The 21640-nt window shown below is 29.0% G+C and carries 16 protein-coding genes; 15 read left to right on the top strand and 1 reads right to left on the bottom strand.

The window, feature by feature from the left end; translation table 4 throughout:
- The first annotated feature begins 119 nt into the window (after positions 1–119).
- The 9 genes from QPK10_RS03185 (at position 120) to QPK10_RS03145 (ending at position 12031) form a co-directional block, all read left to right on the top strand.
- Complete coding sequence (locus tag QPK10_RS03185; protein ID WP_368486582.1) at positions 120–2348, top strand: glycoside hydrolase domain-containing protein; 2229 nt, start codon at positions 120–122, stop codon at positions 2346–2348.
- A 2-nt stretch (positions 2349–2350) separates the two neighbouring features.
- Positions 2351–5125, top strand: a complete 2775-nt coding sequence (locus QPK10_RS03180; RefSeq protein ID WP_368486581.1) for a hypothetical protein — start codon at positions 2351–2353, stop codon at positions 5123–5125.
- Positions 5126–5136: 11 nt separating this feature from the next.
- Entirely contained in the window at positions 5137–6171 is a 1035-nt protein-coding gene (locus QPK10_RS03175) for an acyltransferase family protein (RefSeq protein WP_368486580.1), read from the top strand.
- Between the two features lie 142 nt (positions 6172–6313).
- Positions 6314–7330 carry a hypothetical protein gene (locus tag QPK10_RS03170; protein ID WP_368486579.1) on the top strand — a complete coding sequence of 339 codons (1017 nt, stop codon included), beginning with the start codon at positions 6314–6316 and terminating at the stop codon, positions 7328–7330.
- Positions 7331–7489: 159 nt separating this feature from the next.
- Complete coding sequence (locus QPK10_RS03165; RefSeq protein ID WP_368486578.1) at positions 7490–8167, top strand: ribosome-inactivating family protein; 678 nt, start codon at positions 7490–7492, stop codon at positions 8165–8167.
- A 131-nt stretch (positions 8168–8298) separates the two neighbouring features.
- Positions 8299–9084 (top strand): hypothetical protein, encoded by a 786-nt coding sequence (locus QPK10_RS03160; RefSeq protein ID WP_368486577.1) that lies wholly within the window; start codon positions 8299–8301, stop codon positions 9082–9084.
- Between the two features lie 12 nt (positions 9085–9096).
- Positions 9097–10392 carry a DNA polymerase IV gene (gene dinB, locus QPK10_RS03155; RefSeq protein ID WP_368486576.1) on the top strand — a complete coding sequence of 432 codons (1296 nt, stop codon included), beginning with the start codon at positions 9097–9099 and terminating at the stop codon, positions 10390–10392.
- Positions 10340–10966, top strand: coding sequence for a CatB-related O-acetyltransferase (locus QPK10_RS03150; protein WP_368486575.1), 627 nt, complete (start codon positions 10340–10342; stop codon positions 10964–10966). Before dinB ends, QPK10_RS03150 begins: the two co-directional genes overlap by 53 nt.
- Before the next feature lie 99 nt (positions 10967–11065).
- Positions 11066–12031, top strand: a complete 966-nt coding sequence (locus QPK10_RS03145) for a spiralin repeat-containing protein (RefSeq protein ID WP_368486574.1) — start codon at positions 11066–11068, stop codon at positions 12029–12031.
- 77 nt (positions 12032–12108) lie between these two features.
- Here QPK10_RS03145 and QPK10_RS03140 read toward each other — a convergent pair whose 3' ends face one another.
- Positions 12109–14439: a hypothetical protein gene (locus QPK10_RS03140; RefSeq protein WP_368486573.1), complete on the bottom strand. Its 2331-nt coding sequence runs from the start codon at positions 14437–14439 to the stop codon at positions 12109–12111.
- Between the two features lie 287 nt (positions 14440–14726).
- Here QPK10_RS03140 and QPK10_RS03135 point away from each other — a divergent pair, with 287 nt between their 5' ends.
- From QPK10_RS03135 to QPK10_RS03110, 6 genes are all read left to right on the top strand, one after another.
- A complete protein-coding gene (locus QPK10_RS03135; RefSeq protein ID WP_368486666.1) occupies positions 14727–15557 on the top strand; it encodes a hypothetical protein in 831 nt (276 codons plus the stop codon).
- Positions 15526–15852, top strand: coding sequence for a hypothetical protein (locus QPK10_RS03130; RefSeq protein ID WP_368486572.1), 327 nt, complete (start codon positions 15526–15528; stop codon positions 15850–15852). The genes QPK10_RS03135 and QPK10_RS03130 overlap by 32 nt, the downstream gene beginning before the upstream one ends.
- Before the next feature lie 150 nt (positions 15853–16002).
- On the top strand, positions 16003–17175 hold the full coding sequence (locus tag QPK10_RS03125) for a hypothetical protein (RefSeq protein ID WP_368486571.1): 1173 nt from the start codon (positions 16003–16005) through the stop codon (positions 17173–17175).
- Between the two features lie 32 nt (positions 17176–17207).
- Complete coding sequence (locus tag QPK10_RS03120; protein ID WP_368486570.1) at positions 17208–19016, top strand: ABC transporter permease; 1809 nt, start codon at positions 17208–17210, stop codon at positions 19014–19016.
- Between the two features lie 19 nt (positions 19017–19035).
- Positions 19036–19995 (top strand): ABC transporter ATP-binding protein, encoded by a 960-nt coding sequence (locus tag QPK10_RS03115; RefSeq protein WP_368486569.1) that lies wholly within the window; start codon positions 19036–19038, stop codon positions 19993–19995.
- A 21-nt stretch (positions 19996–20016) separates the two neighbouring features.
- The gene (locus QPK10_RS03110) at positions 20017–21600 is read left to right on the top strand and encodes a lipoprotein (protein ID WP_368486568.1); all 1584 of its coding nucleotides are present in this window, start codon (positions 20017–20019) and stop codon (positions 21598–21600) included.
- Positions 21601–21640 lie beyond the last annotated feature (40 nt).

The following is a 21640-nucleotide window of genomic DNA, read 5'->3' as shown; positions in this document are numbered from 1 at the left end:
TTTGTTATTTTATGTTTTCTAAATCCAAAATTTATTTACTCTGTGTTTTCATATTTCTTGCTTTTAACTATTATTTTATGTTAGTATTATACAGTAATTTTAAAACGGAGGCTTATTTTATGAGAAAACAAGTATTATCCTTAACAGCCATTACGACACTTATTTTTGTACCAGCTCAAGTTACGGGTTGCTTTTTTAAGTTATCAACATTAGTGACAACAAGTGAGCGAAACGATAATTTTCAAACTGGGTTTGTTAGTTCTCACCAGGGGGATCAAAAGGAAACCACTCCAATTCATACTTTTTTTGGTGATCCTTATCATTTATACTCAATTTATAATGTTAAAAAAAGTACTGTTCAAAATGGATTATGAAGCCCGGATAATAACTGGCAATTTTATGGTAATTATAATCAGCAACTAAAATATTTTAATAACCAAACCACAATAAAAATGTGGCGAAATGAAACTAGTTATGCCCAATTAATTGTTGTTAATAAAGATGTTCCCCTAAAAAATATTACTTATAAAATTATTAATAAAAATAATGCTGATTTCGCTGTATCAGCTAAATTTTTAGGATTTACCTATTCACAAAATCAAACAACAAAATCATCACAATGAGTAACAATTCCCACTAATCAACCTCAACGCGCCCCAGATTCGTTGCGTTATGACAGTTTAACAATTTTGCCGGGGCGCAGAGTCCAACCACTTTGATTAACTTTTAAAAGTTTTGCCACAACAACCCCCGGAAATTATGATTTTGATGTGCAAATATATAGCGATAATGCTCTATTAACAACAAATACAGTTACCATAACAGTTGATTCGCGGGTATTAGTTAATGACAATTCTTTTGCAACGGGTGGTTCCTATTCACCGTTTGCTGCTTCTGCGGCATATGGTGAAAAGAAGAACATGTTCATTAATATTGATGAGCAAAAGACAAATAATATTATTATTAACACCGATGCTGTTGTTCGGGGCTTAGATTTTTTATCAACAGAACATAAAAAATATATTGAAAAAGAATTATTAGATTTACGATCAGCTGGCCAAACGTATGTGACTGGTAATGTTGATCAGTTTTATAATGCTGATCAAGTTAACTATTATCGTGGGGGAACCAACAATGGTTTGGTTAATTGATACCAAACAGATGATAATTGTTCGCCGTTTTCTAGTTATTGTGATCAAAGTGTTAATAGTACTTGGCAATTTGATTTTACTAATTTTAATAGTTATTTTGAATATGCCCAAAGTTTAGGCTTCACAAAAATTTGGGCAAATGCCTTTGGAAACAACTTTGATGATACCCAGTCTAATCCATCGGGAACATTTCCTCATTATGCGTTGAAAAAAGATGGTTCGAAAAAGTTATTTTGAGATAAATTATATTATTATTCAAATCGTGGTCGTGATGCTCAAATCCAGTTTTTAAAAGCTTTTGCCGAAAATATTAAAAGTCATCATTGGGAAGGAAAAGTCTATATTGTTTTTGATGAACTATCACCGAATGGTTTTAAATACTATTATGACTTGTTTAAAAGTGTTGATCCTGACCATCAGATTTTTAAATTTCAGTATTATGCTGGTTGAAAATGGGTAACAGATTGAAATAACTCCGCTTGGGTTGATGCCTTATATGGGAATGTTAAAAATGAATATACAATTGATGAGTTAGTTTTAGAAGGGTATAAAATTCAATCAAATTTATTTGGTGATAATTTACCATTCCCAACATTAATTGAAAAAATGAATGACTTGGCTGCTTCCCGCCGGAAAAATGGTTTAACAACTGAAATGTATACAACACAATATACTTATCCCTCAAGTAATATTTTATTTGATTATGGTGAAAACTTATGAGGACCAATTTTTAGTTATGCCTTAGGATTGGATGGCTATGAAAAGTGAGCATTTAATTATTGGTTAACATGAGCAGGCAAAGATGAAAAAGCACTTTATACTAATCCTGATGAATTTGCTTATGGGCCATTGAACCAAGAGGAAAGTGCATATGGGATGCCAGTTGGACAAAATTTTATGATTTATCCAGCCCAAGCGGGGAGTTATCAATTCGTCTCTTCAGTTCGTTGAGAATTAATGAAATATGCTGTTCAACAAGTATGAAAAATTAACCAGTTAAAAAAAGACCCAATTACTAGTCAAAAAATTACGGAATTATTAAATAATTTATCGTGACCAAAAAATCCGTCTCAAGGAACACCAATTTGGTATGACCAGTATTATAAATTTGCTCGTGATTTTTATCCACAAAAATCAACAAACATTGTGACAACGAGAGAAATGATTGAATTTTTACAGAAAATAGGAGAATTATAATAATGTGAAAAAATAAGAAATTTATTACTAGTTTTATCTTCTTACAATTAGCATTATTAATTGTGTTATTTTTTGTTGTTTTTGCAAGTATTAATACCGTTATTATGCAAAATAAAACAACGACAATTACTGGTTTTCAAATTTTTAAAATAATAAATAATAATTTTCATTCGGGATATATTCCGATCCCTGGTTTTGTGTATGTCATTATTTATGGTAGTTCAAATTCGTTGGCAAATTTTAACTTTGATTATTGATGAACCCTTAAACTTAGTTTACTTTTAGCACTAGTTGTAGCACCAATATTACTAATAATTGGTACTGTTATGATGACAAAATATTTCACAAAAACTAGTCCCCAGGTTTATCAGTTTTTGATAAAATGTCGTAATTTTTTTAATTATAAACATGTTTTTATCCTTTTACTTATTATTTCCTTAATACCTAATTTAATTGCTCCGTTTTATTATAAACAAAATTCTCGTCAAAATGATAAAGCATTTATTCCTTTCGATTTGGCACAAATTAGGAAGCCAACTTCATCTGCTGTTTATTTAGGTGCTAATCAGGAAAGATGAACGACAATTTTTAATGCAGCAGTTGTTCAATATTTATCACAATTTGATCAAACTGGTACTTTTAATTCATCAGAACTAGTGTTTCAATACTACCAACAAGATAAGGAAATCAATTTGGCTGCTATTAAAGATGGGGATTTTATTACGGTTATTGTTAGTGGTCAAAATGATGCTAAAACAGTGGTTAATAAAACCCAACCATTACATTATCAAGTTTTTAATACAACGGTTGATTTAACCTCAATTACTGCGTTACCACCAATCCCCAAGCCAGTCGGGGCTTTAGATGCAACAAAAGTTACCCAAGAAGAAATTAAAAATGTTTTAGTAGAACCTGTTTTAGGATTATTACAACAGAAGAATTCTGGAATTAGTGCAAATGATTTTGATATCACAGTTTACCAGAAAAAAGATGCCAATACGGAAATTGAGACAATTAATATGAGTGATAAAGTTACAACTTTATATGTTATTATCACAGCTGATAGTCACAGTTTAATTTTAAATGGTAAAACAGGTTATTTAACAGTTTCGTTTCCAGCTATTGGAAGTGCCCAAATTGATTTATCAATTATTAAATTTTTACCCGATCAAGAGCTTCCTATTATTACCAATAATCCCCACCAAGTTTGCCATGCTGAAATTATAAATAATTTACAACATCTTATTAACCCGATTGTTTTACAGTTATATCATCAAATAACAATAAATGATTATACTTTTGAAATTTATGATAGTTTAAGTACAACAGTTCCAATTAGCACAATTGATTTATCCCAAGAAGTAATGATTTATGTGCAAATAAAAAGTAAAAATGATAGTTTGATTGTTAGTGGTGAAACAAATTATATTGCTGTTAATTTATTACATGCAACAAGTGAAAGAACTGAGTTATCAAAATTAGTTATGTTAACACCACTAACAACTGGAATTAAAGCTAATGATGTTCAGCAAGTTACCCATAATGAAATTATTACTGGTTTAAAAGACCATCTGCTAAATGATATTCAAAAAATTGATTATGATGTTATTAGTAATGATTATACTTATGAAATATATAATAGCCCTAATAACACTGATATTGTCACAACTGTCAATATGATTAACAGGGGAGTTAAACTATATCTAAAAGTTTTTGCGCAAGCAACAAGTAAGCAACTAACTGGTGAAAGTAATTTCTTAGAAGTGTATTTTCCTGCCGCAATTGGAGTTAAAACAAATTTAACAAATATTCCAAGTTTAGAACAACCTTTAAAAGGAATTAGTGCTTCTGATCCCACCGCGGTAACATATCAAGAAATCTTTCAAGCGATTGGTCCATTAATTTTAACAACTTTAACCCAGGTGAACCCCCAAACAATTGCTAGTGATTATACCTACCAAATTTATAATTCCCGTAATGCCAGTGATGTTGTCACAACTGTTGATATGAGTAAATCATACATTACTATTTTTGTAAAGATTAGCGCAGTTTCGAGTTCACAACATTGAACGGGAATTAGTAATTATTTAAGTGTAAAATTTCCGTTAGCAACCCAAGGGAAAAAAACAATTAGCACTATTACAACAATTCAAGCTCCCCGTGAAGGAATTACTACCACAGTTCCCAATGGGGTAAAACATGATGAAATTACTCGCGCATTAGATTCTAATGTTTTAGCCGCCGTCCAAATAATTAATCCTGCTGTAACAACTAAAGATTTTACTTATGAAATTTATCGCGATCAAAATGCTAAGGAACCAATTACTTTAATTGATATGACAGCAGAAACAACTATTTTTCTAGTTATTAAAGCAACTAGTGAGAGTGCCTTAATTAAAGACCACAGTCAAATTATTGCTGTTAAATTTCCGCCGGCAATTAAAGAACAAACTGATTTAATAAATTTAACAGCAATTGAAGAGTTATCAAAAGGAATCATCGCTGCTAATCCTCGTGCTGTTACTCATCAAGAAATCTATGATGCTATTAAAGCTAATGTGTTCGCCGCCGTTAAATTTTTAGATCCCGCCGCAACAGAACAAGATTATACTTTTGAAATGTACAATTCTCGCAATGCCAGTGATGTTGTCACAACTGTTGATATGAGTACCTATTGAATTACTTTATATTTTAAAGTTAGCGCCGTTAAAAACAGTAGTATTTTAAAAGGAGTTACTAATTATTTACCAGTTAAATTTCCATTAGCAAGAACATAAAAGGAGAATCAATGAAACAATATTCAAATTTAAATTTATTAAAAATTGTTGCAATTCTATTTGTAATTGGTCAACATACAATTTCATCTTTTTGATATAAAAATCTTGGTTTAACTTCAGCAATTTATCCAATCTTTTTTAACAATAATACATTATTTGCCTTGTTAACTGGTTATTTTTTGATTAATGGAAATACCTTACGAAGCAAATATCTTCAAATTGTATTGTATGGGTTACCATTATTATTAATTCATGGGTTAGGCGGGATGAACTACTCATTACCACCAAGTTTAGCTTTTCAAAATTTTATTCAAACAACATTTGATGATAGCTGGTACTATTACTCAATTATCATTGTTTATGTGCTAGCACCTTTTATTGCACATTTTTATCAAACAAATAAAAATGGAAAATATTGGGTTACAACATTATTTATTGTTTTTACAACAATCATTGTCTTAACAAATATTTTAACCAAAATTAATAGTAGTTTTAAATTAAGTTTTATGCCAAAAATGAGTTATGCTGGTTATTTTACTGATATGAGTTTTGTTAAGCTATTTATTTGATTTCAAGTGGGGGCAATGTTAAAAATTTATAATTTAACAGATTACACTAATTATAAATGATGAAAATTAAGTACCTATTTATTATTAATTCCAATTTGTTATGTTTTATCACATTATAGTTTTACGACCGGAAAAAGTAATTTTGAAAAAATTTGCGCTGCATTTAATCTTGTTATCACAACATTATTTTCAGTTGCATTATTTGGCTTGTTTGCGGCAGCACCATTTAATTGTCATTTTATTGATGTTGTTGCAGAAACAACACTTGTAACTTATTTATTACACAAATTACAAATTTATTGGTTGGCAAAATATTGAACTGGTACATTTGATCTTCGCAATATTGTTAGTTTAATTTTAATTCCAGTTGGTTTCGTATTTTGAAGCGGGGTTGGCTATTTATATAATCAAACCATTGGCAAACAAATTACAAAACTAGTTCGTGGCTGAGATAATAAGTTTTTGGTGAAGATTTAATTAAAAACTTCATTAGTAACCACATCCTTTATTCCAACTTTATGCATTCTAATCATTCTAACATCTTTAATTTAGGGCAGTTTTATAGTATAATATACTTAATTAAAAGTATGGTAAAACAAAATTAAATGGGGTGTTACAAGTGGCAAACAAAAAAGTTATTGATTATTGAAATGATGATGATAATTCTTACATTGACCCTGCTAAAAGACCAACTTCAATAATGAAAGAACCAACTGTTGAACTACTGCATGATAATAAACGCAAAATTGAAAATAATGTTGAATCATGGGATGATTACTATAATTATTCAGCAACTTTAATAGATGATAAAGTTAATAGTAGTGACTATGATGAACTAGCTACTGATGAGGTAATTACTCCTCTTCGTAATTTTAAAGATGCTGAAATTGACCAGAGTGAAGAATTAGGCGAACTTGATGAATTAAACTTAGAAAATAAAAATCGTTTTGTGAATGATGATGAAACTAATTATAATAATCCCCAACCAATTTTGAATGTTAATGAAATGCATGAACGATGAAAGGCTAATAAGCAAAATTTAGTCCAAGAGCGCTTAAATTTTTTGCGTAATCGTAGTCAAGAACCAAAAATTGAGGGGCGCCGAAAATATAGTTTTTTAGTTCCCGAGTCGTTAGCTGATATTATTAAAAAACCAACTCCCGTTGTAATTGATGCAACACCAACTGCGGGGAGTGATGAAGTTTTTGGTCCCCGACGATTTTTTAATAATACAAATTTAATTAAGAAAGTTCAGAGTCAGAATGAAGAAAACATCCCAGCAGAAGGAAAAACTAATTCTTTTAATGAACAGGAAAATAGTCTTAACCCATCATTACAAAATATTTTGCAAACCGCCAAAAAAAATATGACAGTAGTTAATAAAGAAGCAATTTTTATTAATGATGATGATTTTCTTGACCCGGATCATTTAACGCCAGCCCAACGGTTAAAATTATTAAAAGCCGCCAATGATCCTAATGATCAACAACGTAAACAAATTTTACAAATGAAATTAAACCGTGGGGTAATGGGTTCCTTATCCCAAGTTGTTAAAGAACGGCTACAGAAACTTGAAAATGGGGAATTAGAATTAGTTGAAGATACTAATGAAAATAGTGTGGATAATAAAAAATAAATATTTATTTTAAACTAAATAAATGTCTAATTTTATTAGATATTTATTTTTTTAATTGTCCTATAATTAGCATAGGAAAGTAGGGAAAAATATGAGAAACAAAAAATATTTTGATGACAGTGTGGTAATTGCTAAATATGAATTATCCAGGAGATTAACATGGAAACAATTGATAAAATATTAAGTAACCACTTTTTAAAGTCAATTAATGAATTACTAGAAAAATTTAAAGCCACAACTATTATTAGTAAACTAGAATTAAAAAATCACCATTCTGAATTTTTGTGGCTAATAAATTACTATAATAATATTAAGTTTATTGTTATTCATTTAAAAATTGATCATAATGAAAAATTAAAGTTAATTTTGAATTCCAAAACATTACACTTAGAAGGATTTATCAATGCCAATGCCAATAATACTTACTATTATTTTACTAACTCAACAATTACCCACCTGCCAAGTGATTATTGTCAAAATAACGAAAATTTAGGGTATAGTTCACATTATGAAGAATTAATTGGGGATGACAGTTTAATCATTAATAAAAAGGGGATTTTAAGTGCCATTGAAATTTTAAGCAATATAATACACTATAATGAACAAATTGTTAAAGAAAGTATTGTCCAAATTTTATTTATTACTAGTGAGGCGTTAAAATTTACTACTGTGCGCCATGAAGTTTGTGATATTTTAGATCATTTGAAAATTAGTGAATGGCAAAACTTTGCTCCCTTACTAACCAATTGAACAGATTATAGTAGAGAATATTTAAGTAATTTAAATTCACATCCAATTCTTAAAAATCTATCAATTTTACATCATAATGAAGAATAAAATATTACACAGGATTTTACAATAATCCTTTTCTTTTCTTAAATTAGCTTTCATTTAAGGTTATTAATTTTAAAAAATAGGGACTATTATTGAACTAAACAAGTTATAATTAAACAAAGGAGTTGAAAAAAATGTTCTTGTTTAATGATGAATTTAGTTTATCAATTTTAATCGCTTTTATTATTATCCAGGCATTTTTTTTAACTTATTTGCTAATTACTTACCAAAAAATTATTATTCCATATCCAAATGAAAATTATTCTTCGTCGAAAAACATAACTGCATTCCAAATTATTGATAAATACCTGGTAAAAAATAATATTACTAATTTAAATGTTGTTAGTCATCCCGAAATGCTTAAAATTAACCGGTGTTATCGTCACCAGACCTTTGTCATTAATGATTTGCAGATTTTTAATCGGCCATATACTTTAACCGGTCTCGGGTTAGACTATGTGTTGGGCAGACTATTTTATGCGAGTGAAATTCATCAAAAGAATAACCAGGTTCGTTTTTTAAGTTTTTGACTATATTGAGCTCCGGCTATTTTTAATATTTTATTTTATATCTTCGTTGCCTGCGGGGTTGCTTTTTACATATTAGTTAAAATTCGCAGTGACTTATTAAATAATAATATTATTTATATAATTAATAAACTGCATTTATTTACCTTATTAGCTACCATTTGTTTTGGGTTATTTTTATTAACAATTGGGGTTAATAATAAATTAAAACAAAATTTAGAAAATTTGTATGAGCAAAAAATGACAAAGTTTGTAAAAAGTGATTTTCCTGAGTTATACTATGATTGAGGGATTGCTCGGCGTTATTCGCGTAGTATCCATTTTACCTATACATTTGGCTGTTCTTGAATCTTTCAAAAAAATTATAAATATACGGGGCCATTTGGCTTATAAGGAGTTGAAAAGATGCGAGTAATTTTTCATATTGATATGAATAGTTTTTTTGCTAGTTGTCATAGTGCAATTAATCCTGAACTGCGAGATAAACCAATGGTAGTGAGTTCACCATCGCGCCGGGCAATTGTCGCCACTGCGAATTATGTGGCGCGTAGCTATGGAATTCACAGCGCGATGCCATTATATCAAGCCAAAAAACTATGTGCGGATTTAGTGATTGTTGACTCGGATTACCAATTATATGTTAACTTTGCCCAAAAGTTATTTGATTATATTGCTAATAACTATACCGACAAAATTGAGGTGGCTTCCATTGATGAATGTTATCTAGATGTGACAGAGCTTTATCCAAAATATCATAGTGCTTTAAATTTAGCAAAAGAAATTCAGCGCAAAATCTACCAAGATCTTGGGTTAAGTAATAGCATTGGAATTTCTTATAATAAAGTTCTGGCCAAACTAGCAAGTGACCTTAAAAAACCAATGGGAATTACTATTATTCGGGATAGTGATCTAGCAACAATTGTTCATCCCTTAGCGGTTAACAAATTATGAGGGGTTGGAAAGGTTACGACCCAAAAATTAGCAGCTGTAAATATTAAAACAATTGGGGACTTAGCCCACTATGATAATCCGAGTGAATTAGTTAAACTAATTGGAAGCCAAGCGTTAACTTTAATAGCTTATGCCAATGGTGCGGGCAATGATGAAATTAATTTAGGAAATAATAGTATTAAATCAATTGCTAATGAAACAACCTTAGAATATGATTTAGATAATTTTGAAGAAATTAAAGCTAAAATTACTTTTTTAGCTAACCAAGTTGCTCGGAGAAGTAACAAACGAACTATTATTGGCAATGTTATTTATGTTGTTTTAAAATATAGTGATCGCAAAAAACATTCCAAACAAGTTACTTTGTCACATTATACCAATGATATTAATGAAATCTTGCCCTTAGCCCTTAATTGTTTTGAAAAATTATGAAATGGTTCTCCCGTGCGGTTAATTGGGGTTGGCCTAGCGGGGATTATTAATAAATATGATTTAAAAGAACAATTAACCTGAGATAATTTTTTAACAGCTTCGTCCCCAAGTGATACTGAAAAGTTAATTAAAAAAATTAACCACCATTTTAAACAAGACCTTCTCTTAACCGGGGCGAAATTACATGAATTAAAATATTTACGTCAGAAGCAAAATCGTTATTTGCAAGCTGACCGTGTTGAAGTAGAAAGTGAGAAAAAGAAAAATGCCAAAAATAAAAATAAATCTTCCCGATCCGAATCAGAAATACCATCCTAAACTAGAAGGATTCTGTTTTATTAAAAATTTTATTACTAATCCCAACATTGAAATTGGGGATTACACATATTACTATTCTGAAGATGTCCAAGCGGCAATTGAATTTCAAAATAAAAGTATTCTTTATCATTTCCCAACCATTGGTGATAAGTTAATTATTGGGAAATTTTGTTCAATTGCTAAAGAAACTAAATTTATTATGAATAGGGCACATCATAATTATGCCAGTGTTTCAACTTATCCTTTTCATAGCTTAGCAGATAATGACACTTTTACCGCCATGCTAAAATTTTTACCATATAAGGGTGATACAGTGATTGGAAATGATGTTTGAATTGGCTATGGTGCAATTATTATGCCAGGGATCACAATTGGAAATGGGGCAATCATTGGGGCTAAAAGTTTAGTGACCAAAGATGTCCCTCCTTATGCAATTGTCGGAGGGAACCCGGCTAAAGTTTTAAAATATCGTTTTGACCAAACAACCATTGCTGAAATTGAAGCAACCGAATGGTGAAACTGACCACCAGAAAAAATCAGTGCCAATGTTGAATGGTTAATTACTAAAAAATAAATTTTATTCGACCAATATGATAAAATGCTTAAGAGAGAGAAAAAAATTAAAATTATTATTTATAAGGTTCGCAATAATATTTTCAAAGGAGTCAACAAAATGAAAAAATTATTAGCAATCTTAGGAGTAATTAGTTTTGTAGCAACAAGTTCTATCAGTGTTGTTAGTTGTCATCAAAAAGAAAGCAGTAATAAAATTGATTTAAAAACAATTATTAAAACGACGGATTTGGGAAAAATACCCAATGAAGACATTAATAATATTATTAATTTGCTTTGTGCAAAAAATCCATATTTAGATGCTACACAAATTAAGATACAACATCTTGCGGAAAATTCTGCGGTAATTTTAGCCAAAGATAATTCTTGAAAATATTTCGGGAAAGTTAATATTACTTTTGAAGTTGCCCATGCTGTTGATATTACCAGTGTAACATTGCCCCAAGAAACCATAAAAATTTTAGTATCGAACCAACAAAAGGTTAGTGCTGGTGAGTTAAACAAAATAAATACCGAACCAATCTTATTGCAAGATATTATTAAAGCAATTGATACTCAATTAGAAGTTAATGTTACTAACAATGATTTTATAGTTACTAATAATGCTCAAAGTGGAGATTATAGTAACCCCCAAACAATTGAAATTACAGTAACCAGTGCAACAACTTCATTTCTTATTAAGGGAGCATTTATTTTTACCGCACAATTATCAACAACTACTCAACAAACTGATATTAGTGGTATTACTAATTTAAAAACCCCGTCTTATTTTGGCGTAAGTAATCCATCGGAAGTTTTTACTGAAGATATTCGTCAACTATTAGATCCGATTATCACCGCTGCTGTGCAAAATATTAAAAGTACGCTAACAAGTCGTGATTTTACTTATACCTTAACAGTTAAATGAGATGGGCGTTATTATTGACCGGGTCATCATTGATGAGACCAATATCTTGATTTGTCTTCCAAAAGTAAAACTATCCAAGTTCAAATTAAAGGAACCGGTAATGCTACTGGAGAGACACCTAATATTAATGTGATCTTACCAAAAGCAGTTAAGAAATAATTATAAAAAATGTTCACTTTAAAATAAGGTGAACATTTTTTATAATGTTTATAACTTCCCCGGTTGGAAACTGATGACTAGCTGCCCCCATAAATTTTCTTCAGGGACTGTTTTCCGAACCATAAAAAATCAATTGGCTTAAATAGATCTGGTTTTGCTTTTTTAATGGCTTTCCCCAAGGCCTGCTCCGCACCACCTGTGAATAAAAAACTAGTTTTACCAATCTTAAAATTAATAATATTAGATAAATTAGTAGTTATGGTAACTCCTGATAAGGTCAAAATATTTTTTAAAGCTGGGTTTAATCCCACCACTTTTGTTAAAGCATCTAGTAATTCATTTGAATTTAAGTCAGGTTCCACAATTGAAGGTGAACTTGTTAAATCTTGGTTTCAATTGGTAATATCTGTTTTTGGATAAACCATAGCAACTAAAATAGTAGCTACGCCGCTATAATCAACAGCTTGACTAGCATCCACCGTAATAACAATATCATGGGTTAAATCATCTTGGGGTAATTTTGAAGTTGTGCTAACAATTACCTTCGGATCATTAATAGCACTTAGAATCACCGGATTAGTTTGTTTAATTTGTTTTAGTGCTTTTATTAACGCTGGTGAATCAACACTATTACTAATAATATTTCCATAACTAGTATAATTTCCCCCATCATTTGTAATATCAGTTTTACTTGTTTTGGTCATTAACTTAATTGTCGCCGTTCCGGTATAATCTAAAGTTTTATAGGCATTTAAGTTAATATCAATTTCATGTGGTAATCCATCATCTGGTAAATTAGAATGAGTGGAAATTAATAAGTTACTTTCTTTTAAAACATTTAAAGTGGTTTGGTTAATCCCTTGTACTTTTTGCAAAGCATCCCGTAGACTTGTGGGATTAGTATTTTGTTCAACCACTGGCGGTTTGGCCGTTAAATCTTGACTTAAACTATTAATATCCATTTTACCGGCAATTGCTTTTAAGGTAACTGTTAATTGCCCAGTATATGCTAAGGTATTATTAGCATTAATTGTTACTTTTAACAAATGGCTTTCCCCATCATTTGGTAATGGTGAAGTAGTTGTTAAAATAACATGGGGATCTTGCACAACAGCAATTAACTGGGAAGCCATATTAGATACTGAAGTTATTAAATAAACTAAACTATTGAAACTAGTATCAGTAATTTTAACCGGGGGTGAAGATGTGTAATCATTTTTTAAATTAGAAATATCAAATTTATCAGAAGTCAATTTAAGTTGACAATTAAGTTGTCCAGTAAAATCACTAGTGTTATTAGCATCTAATGTAAAAGTAATCAAATGTGGTTGACCATCATTAATGACTTTTCCATTAATATTATTAACTTGAATTCCAGTTTCTCGCAACGCACTGGCTAAATTAGGATTCAAATTTGGTAATAATTTTAATGCATTTAACAGACTAACACTATCAATATTGGCAATATGTAAAGTATTATCATGGGTAAAATCACCATCTAACATCGAAATGTCAAATTTATTGGCTTTAATATTCATCGTAATTATTGTTGACCCTTTAAAAATTTCTGAGTTATTGGCATTAATATTAATTTTCATTAAGTGATATCCCCCATCATATTGGAGAGAATCACTAGTTGATAAAATTGTCATTTGATCATTAATAGCACTTTGTAAATTAGGATTTAAATTGGGAATATGTTGAACAGCACTTCTTAGCTGGTTACTTGAAGTATTTTGAATAATTCCTTGCGCTTTATAATAGTCACCCCCATCATTATTAATATTTATACGGTGGCCAAGATGCGTAGGCACAGAATTTAAGTGCTTGTAAATTTGCCACCCACCAATTCCTAATCCGAAACTTAAAGTTAACACTAAAATAAAAATTATAATAAAGCGCTGGTTAGCTTTATGAAATAAGGTTTTAAAATAATGTTGATGTTTATTAAACAAATTTGCTTGGTAATTATGTAATTCTTTTTTGCTAAGAGTAAATTGGTTATGATTAATAGTTGTTAACTCAAAACTTTGTGAGAACGTTGATAATCATTCCGGAGTAGTTTTAATTAAATTAAAATTAATATTTGTCAATTTTTTATTAGTTTGTTTGAAAATCTTAATAACTAAATTAGTAGATAAGATAATCGTTTTAGTTTTCATATTAACTTGGAAACTATTTATTTTTAAATTTTTTTTAAAAAACAACCCAAAATAATGTTTTTGACATTTAAAAATAAACTGGGGACTAATTAAAGATACTTGTTCATTATCATCATTAGTTGGTTGGATATTATAAATTACCAAACTTTTAATTAGTTCCGGGTCTTGATATTCAGTTTGTAAAAAATTAATTATTTTATTTTGACATTTTTTGCAAATTTTTAATGGTGAATTTTCAATTTTCATAATTTCTTCCGTCTCTTTTCCATTTTTCACATAATAAATAATTGTTTGAATTTAAACAAAAAGTACCTAACAATTATGAAACTTGTTAGGTACTTTAAGTACTCAAAAAAATAAATTAATTACACTTTTAGTATAACATAAAAAAATATAATTATTTTTTAAACAAATTAAAAATTTAATATTTTTTTGACTTTTAAGATGTTTAAATTAAAAATTATTTGATTTTTCCTTTTTTAACATTAAAATTGTTAAAAATATAAAATTATTTTTTTTAAAAAAATGACGGGATTAAAAATATTAAAGCAATCTTTTTTAGTCATTTCGATACTGATCATTATGCCAATTTACCGAGCATTCTAAAAAACTTTCCTGTTGATAATATTATTTTTAATTATGAATCAAAAGAATTTTTTAATGCGTTTACAAAAATGATTGATAAGTCAACAAAAATATTACCCTTTGCACCAACATATCATTTTGACGGGATTATTTTTAATAATTGAAGTTATTATGCGAAAGATTTTTTGGCCACTGAGTATCAAAAAACACGAGTTAATCATAATAATTCAAAACTAATTTATGATAATGCTCCACACCCAGTTGATATTATAATTAATGCAAATAATACTGAACATTATAAAGGCCAAGCAAAAATAACTTTATTAGTAGTAGCAACAACAATTGATTTAAGTTATTTTAGTGGTGATTATTCCCAAGATGGTAGTTACGCAATAAATGGTACTAGTCAAGCACAATTAATTACGGCAATTAATAGTGATACCAAGATGAATCCGGTCATTAAAACTGCTGTTAACACGAAAGGAATTATTGTTGCAACAACAACCAAAATTCTTCCTAATAACCAACCAACTATTGCCCAAATTACGATTGATGGAACCAACACTAAAACATATTTTGGTAAAGCAATTATTAAATTAACCGTTAAAAACAATGCCAATGATCCTTTTACAATTAAGATTGGGATAATTAAGTCGGATTCATTTAATGGAACTTCTTCATCTTGATATTATTCACAGAGTGAAAATTTTGTCGACTATTTAGATTATGCAGATAGTATGGATAGTTTTGCAAAAAAAATATCCGACAACAACAATTAATATTTCTGGTGACTTTTATGCTTGAAAAGAAAAGAAATATCTTAGTGTTGTAACTGTTCCAACTTCCACTATAATAGCAAATCACGCAAATTGATTTATTGACTTAAAAGTTGGTGGTTATTTTGTTTCAGCACAACAACTTATTGAATTTACTTTTGGAATTTATAATAATTATTATGATTCTTCACAGCATCATAATCTTTACTGACAATATACAATTAATGAATATTCTACGACATGTGACGAAGGAGTTTCTTATAATTTAAATATTGATAGTATTAGTTTTAGTAGTTAATTAGATATTTTCTTAGAATAAACAAGTTATTTACCAAAAGGTGGTTATATCCAAAAAAATTTCAAAATAACTTGTTTTTTTTTTTTTTTTTGTGTACAATTTTTAAATATAAAGGGATTTATTAATTTATTAAACCGAAGGACAAAAACTATGAAAGATATCAGTCTTAACTTTTTGTGTCAAACATGTACACAAGAATTAACAAATAAATTAAGCTTAATTCGCGAGACCCGGCCTGATTTTTTAAAAAACTTAATATTTTTAGAAATAAAGGATAAGAGTTTAGTAGAGATAAAAGAAGAATACAATATTAAAATTGTGTTATATTTACGGTGCGCTAATCGTCATTTTGGGTTATTTGTAAAAAGTTCATTATTTGCTAAACAAGGAGTTTATAAAGATATTGTTTTAGAAAATGTCATTAATAATGAAACAAATAACATCCCAAGTCCTGAACCTTCCGAATTTAAATTAGCCCCATCACCGGTAGAAGAACCAGTTCCGGAATTAACTCCGAATTTAACTCCTGAACCAATTGTTAATGATAATAGTAATAAAAATATTAAAGAAAATTCCAAAAATGATTCTAACCATATGATGCGAAAATTCTTTATACAATATAATAATTATTTAAATAAACGATTTAAAAATTGATGATATTTATTTTGAACATTTCTTGGGGTGTTAATTTTATTATCCGCTGGAGTTGTAATTACGGTTTGACAAGTTGGTCAACATTCTGGGCAAAAACAGCAAACTGTTATTAACATTAATCAATTTAGTGGGGACTATACTACTAATCAGTATATTGTTGATGATACTTCTAGCCAGCAATTAAAAACAGCAGTGTTATCAGTTCCAACTTTAAATAACACTCTTAAATTGGCCGTTAATGATCCAAGTTCATTTTTAACAACTAAATATATTTTATCTTATGATGGCAAGTACCATGATGTTCCAATTGAAATAAATGCTAATAATACTTCTCGTTATACTGGTACAGCAATTGTTACGATGAAGTTACGGGCAAAAAAAATTGATATTAGTATTTTTAACCAAGACATTAGTAGTTTAGGTAATGTTGAAATTAAATCGGGAACACCCCAGAGTGTTTTAGAAGGGTTATTAAATTCTCCACTTGTCTATAGCAATATTTCTAAAACATTATATAGTGCTTTACAAGATGGCAAAATTATAATTACCTTTGATCAAACGATTCCTAATGATGGGGCACCACATGTAATAGAGGTTAAAATTGATGGGGGACAAGCAGAAAACTATTTTGGAACAGCAATTCTAAAAACAAGTCTTATTATTAAGTAAAATATTAAACAAAAAGTGAGAAGGATAAAACTATGGGCCTAAAAGAAAAAGTATTCGCTGGACAAACAAAAAAATTTAAGCGAAAAGCTTCGAGTCTTTCAATTATTAAATTTGCCATTGCACGCGTTAAAAGTTCAATTATTATTTGAGTTTTATTGGGTTTATCTTCCGCACTATTTATTGGAATTGGTTTAATGCTCTTTTTATCATCGGCAACGGCTGAAAGTTTAATAATTAATTTTCAGTATGGGGTGTTAATTTTTAATAATATCTTTTTAATTTTATTTATTTTATTAGTAGTTACAAAAATATTTAGTCAAGAATTTGCGAATGGAACATACTTATTAATTTTATCAAAACCATATTCTCGCTTTAGTATTTTTCTTTTAAAGTTATTGTCAGTCTGACTAATGGTATTTTTTTTCCTTGGTTCTAACATGTTAATCGCATTTTTAATTGGTTATCTTGGTGAAGTTATTACCAATAATGAAAATTATTTTAGTTTATATAAAAATTTAATTTTAAAATTATTAATTTATTCATTAATGTTAAGTTACTTTACGATTAGTGGGACAATTTTTACTTCAACTTTTTTAAATTCCCAAGTGGTATTAATTATTAATGTTATCTTTTGTAGTTTGTTTCTAATTGGTGGAATGCCATATTCATTAATTATGAATATTGGTAATAACATTAGTTTAAATTTTGAAAATGTGACCCAAGATTATCAAGTCAAAAATATTAAAAATGCATTATTATTTAATAAAAATGTTGAACAGGAAAATGTTAAATATCCAAAAATCTCAAAAGCCATTTATGATTTTTATATGCAAAAAGATTTGCCAACAATTAACTTAATCTTAGGTAATAATGATGATAATAATTCTCGCACTGAGCGGTTAGATAATTTATATCACCAAGTTTTTGATTTAACAAAATCACAACAATTAAATAAACTAACCGGAACTGATGTTTCAGCTTGAAAGGGAACTTTTAATGGGCAGTCAATTAGTAGTATTATTACTGCCAATGTTGCCAATGGCAAAGATACCAATATTAATGTTACAGTTACCAACAAGTTTGCTTTTAAAACGATTGAGGAGTTTGATGATAATAACCCTTATCAACAAGAACTCAAGCAATTAGTTAATTATTATGCAAAAAACTTTGACTGAAATACATATTATAATTTAAGATTATTTTATTTTAATTCCTTAGTAACTTTTGAACCTAACGAAACTTATTTTAATGTTTATGGGAGCGGGGATCCCGAACCTACAATCAATGATAAAGGTATTGATCCAATAGACATTTTTCAAACTTTTTATCAACAAGATAGTGGTGGTTCGTTACCTTACTATGTTATTAATGATCAAACATTTAAACAAAAATTTAAAGATTTTTTTCAAAACCCAGTTTTATTTGTGACTCAAGAACTTGAAAGAAATATCCTGCAAAAAGTTTATGATTATAAAATAATTCAAACCCAACCAGTAAAAATTACTAATAATCTAAAACAATATCAGTCATTGTCTGAAAAATATAGTTTAATTTCAAAAGTAAATATTATTGAGCATTGAAACCAAATTTGAACAAGTTCGCTTTCTTATTTACCAACTGGCTTTGCACCGTTAGAAAATAGTCATATTGATTTTGATAACCAAAAAAACTTACTAATGAGTTACCAAGATTTTCCTTTGCAATTAACAGCTGATAATAAAATTGCTCTTAATTATCAGCCTTACTTAAACATTACCTTGATTCGCGATATTTATCTTTACTTAGCAGCCGGGTTAATTATTTTATCGGCGTTAATTTTACAACGTAAAAATATTACATAACACGGAAGGGAGGTGAAGTATGAGAAAACAAAATATCACAAAGGTAACTAATGCACCAGTTATTGTTTCATCAAAACAACCAGTTATTATTGTTGATAATTTTGTTCGAAAATTTAAAAAAAATACAATTGGGCCCTTTAATTTCACTGTTACCAAAGGAAAACTCCATACTATTTTAGGAGCATCAGGAAGTGGAAAAACAGTTTTAATTAAATCATTAATTGGTGGTTTAAAGGGATACAAGGGTTCAATTACAATTGAAGGTAAGAAGGCAGGTAAAATTGCCGCTAAACAAAAAATTGGTTATGTTCCCGAATATATTACGTTCCCGGAAAATATTAGTGCCTGAAGTTTTTTAAAAAACTTTGGGAAAGCTAACGGGATCCACGGGAAATATTTAAACTATCGGTTGGAATACTTGATGAAGTCCTTAGGAATCTGAGATTCTCGCAACAAAGATGTTAATTCATTTTCATCGGGAATGAAAAAGCGGGTGATGATAATTCAGGGAATTATCCATGATCCCGAAATCTTAATCTTAGATGAACCAGAAGCAGGATTAGATGTTGAAAACCGGGAAAAAATTATTAAATATTTAAAAGCATTAACATTACGAGGGAAAACAGTCTTCTTTTCATCGCACTTGTTAAATGAAATTAAAGATTATATTGATGAATTTACAATGGTGATGAATGGCCAGCAATATTATACTGGTAATTTCAAACAGTTTAACCTTAGTAATACTTACTTTATTGAATGTAAACGTCCGGATTTAATTTCGCGGTTTCTAACAATCAATAGAGCAGCTAATTGGTATGATAAAAATACTAATCGGTTATTCTTTATCATTCCCTCACCCTTATCACTATTTTATATCACTAATTTTGCACTTAAATATAAAATTCCGGTCACAAAAATTTCAACTGCAGAGTTTACCTTTAATTTTTTAAATCAAAAAATTACTCATAACCAAAAATAACTTATCAAAGGAGAGGATAGCATGAAAAAGCTATTAACAATTTTAAGCACCTTAAGTTTAGCAACAACAACTGCAACAACCATTGTAGCTTGTTCGCATCATAAGGATAGAAATGTTGAAGCTGAATCATCAGCTTCGTTAGATGCCAAAGTTTTAAATGATATTGTTAACAAAACTAATAAATATTTTTTAGACTTTTTAAATTCTAACCAATATGTTGATACTACCCAATATGGTTCAGAGGTGTTTGCTAATTTCTTTAATAAAGTTAATAAACAAGAACCAACTGCGGTTATTGATATTGCTGATAGTAATTTTAATCAGGGGATTAATAATATTAATACTATTTTTAAAAACTATTTAGATCAAATTAATATTAAAATTGCTCAAGAATATTCCAATGTCTATGTTAACAGTTATCCGTTAACTTGAAATCTTGACAAAAATATTAGTACGCTAAATTTTATTAATTTAGAAGATTTAGATAAATTAAATCCGGGAGTCGGGATTGATGGTTTACAAGCTGTTAACTACCAGCTTAATATTAACTATACAGTTAAGTATAAAGCAATAACTTCGCTTAATAAGTTTACCTTTAGTTTTATTGTGACAAATAATCCAGATAAAATTAAACAATTTCAAACTGAATCAATGGCGAAGTTATCAGGGAATATTGTGAAATATTTTAGTGGGGGTGATATTATTATTGATAAAAATCCAAAATACCAACGGTTATATGATAAATTTGATATTAATTATTCGCGTGCCCACATTAGTTTAGATAATATTGTCCAAACAGAATTAATTGACTTTTTAAATAAAGATCCTGACTTAACTGATTTAATGCAACATGTGACTTGAAATGATGATAAATCAATTTTAACCTTATTAAGCGGGGCCTTAAATGATGTTACAAGTGGAAAAGCTGTCCCTTCATTACCCCAAAATAGTTCTTATGTTTGAGCGGGGGAAGGGCCATTTGATCCTAATAAAGTAACCGCGGAGGTATTTTATAAATTTTTAATTAATTTATTACAAGTCTTTAATATTAGCGATGATGAATTACAACTAGCTAACTTTAATGTTAACTTAGCAAAAATTAGTGTAGCGGGAATGCCTTTATCCGGCGCGGTTAGCAAAGATGGCAAACCATTAAATGTTATCATTGGAATTTCGAAAGAAGGATTAAAACAAAAACTAATGAATTATTCCCAAATTGTTGTTTCTTTCTATAAGGAATATCGGATTGAATCTTATAAAGATCATCAAATTTTGCATGTCTCAAGTAAAGTTTTTGATGAATTAAAATCAGCCCCAAATTATACTGAATCTTTACCATTTTTATTTAATGATTTCTTAGAAAAGGAAAACATTAAAAACCTCCCTGATATTGGTTTATTTTATCTAGCTGATGCTACAATTAGTAATACTGTTGGTTGACCTGGTCGTTGAACAACTATTAATGAAAACCAATTAAAATATAAAGATGGGGGTCATGGTTATAGTTTTAGTTTTATGTTTGGGGATCATACTTTTGATAACTCAATTTCATACTCACCATGGTCAAATACTTATCTTCCTAATTTATATATTAATCGAAATTAAAATAACTTAATTAATATAATAAAAATTTTTAAAACAATCT

Origin of the sequence: Spiroplasma sp. DGKH1 (assembly GCF_040940205.1) — a bacterium.
GTDB lineage: Bacteria > Bacillota_I > Bacilli_A > Mycoplasmatales > Mycoplasmataceae > Spiroplasma.
Note: the sequence above shows the minus strand (reverse complement) of the source record. Positions and strands in the feature narration are given on the sequence as shown.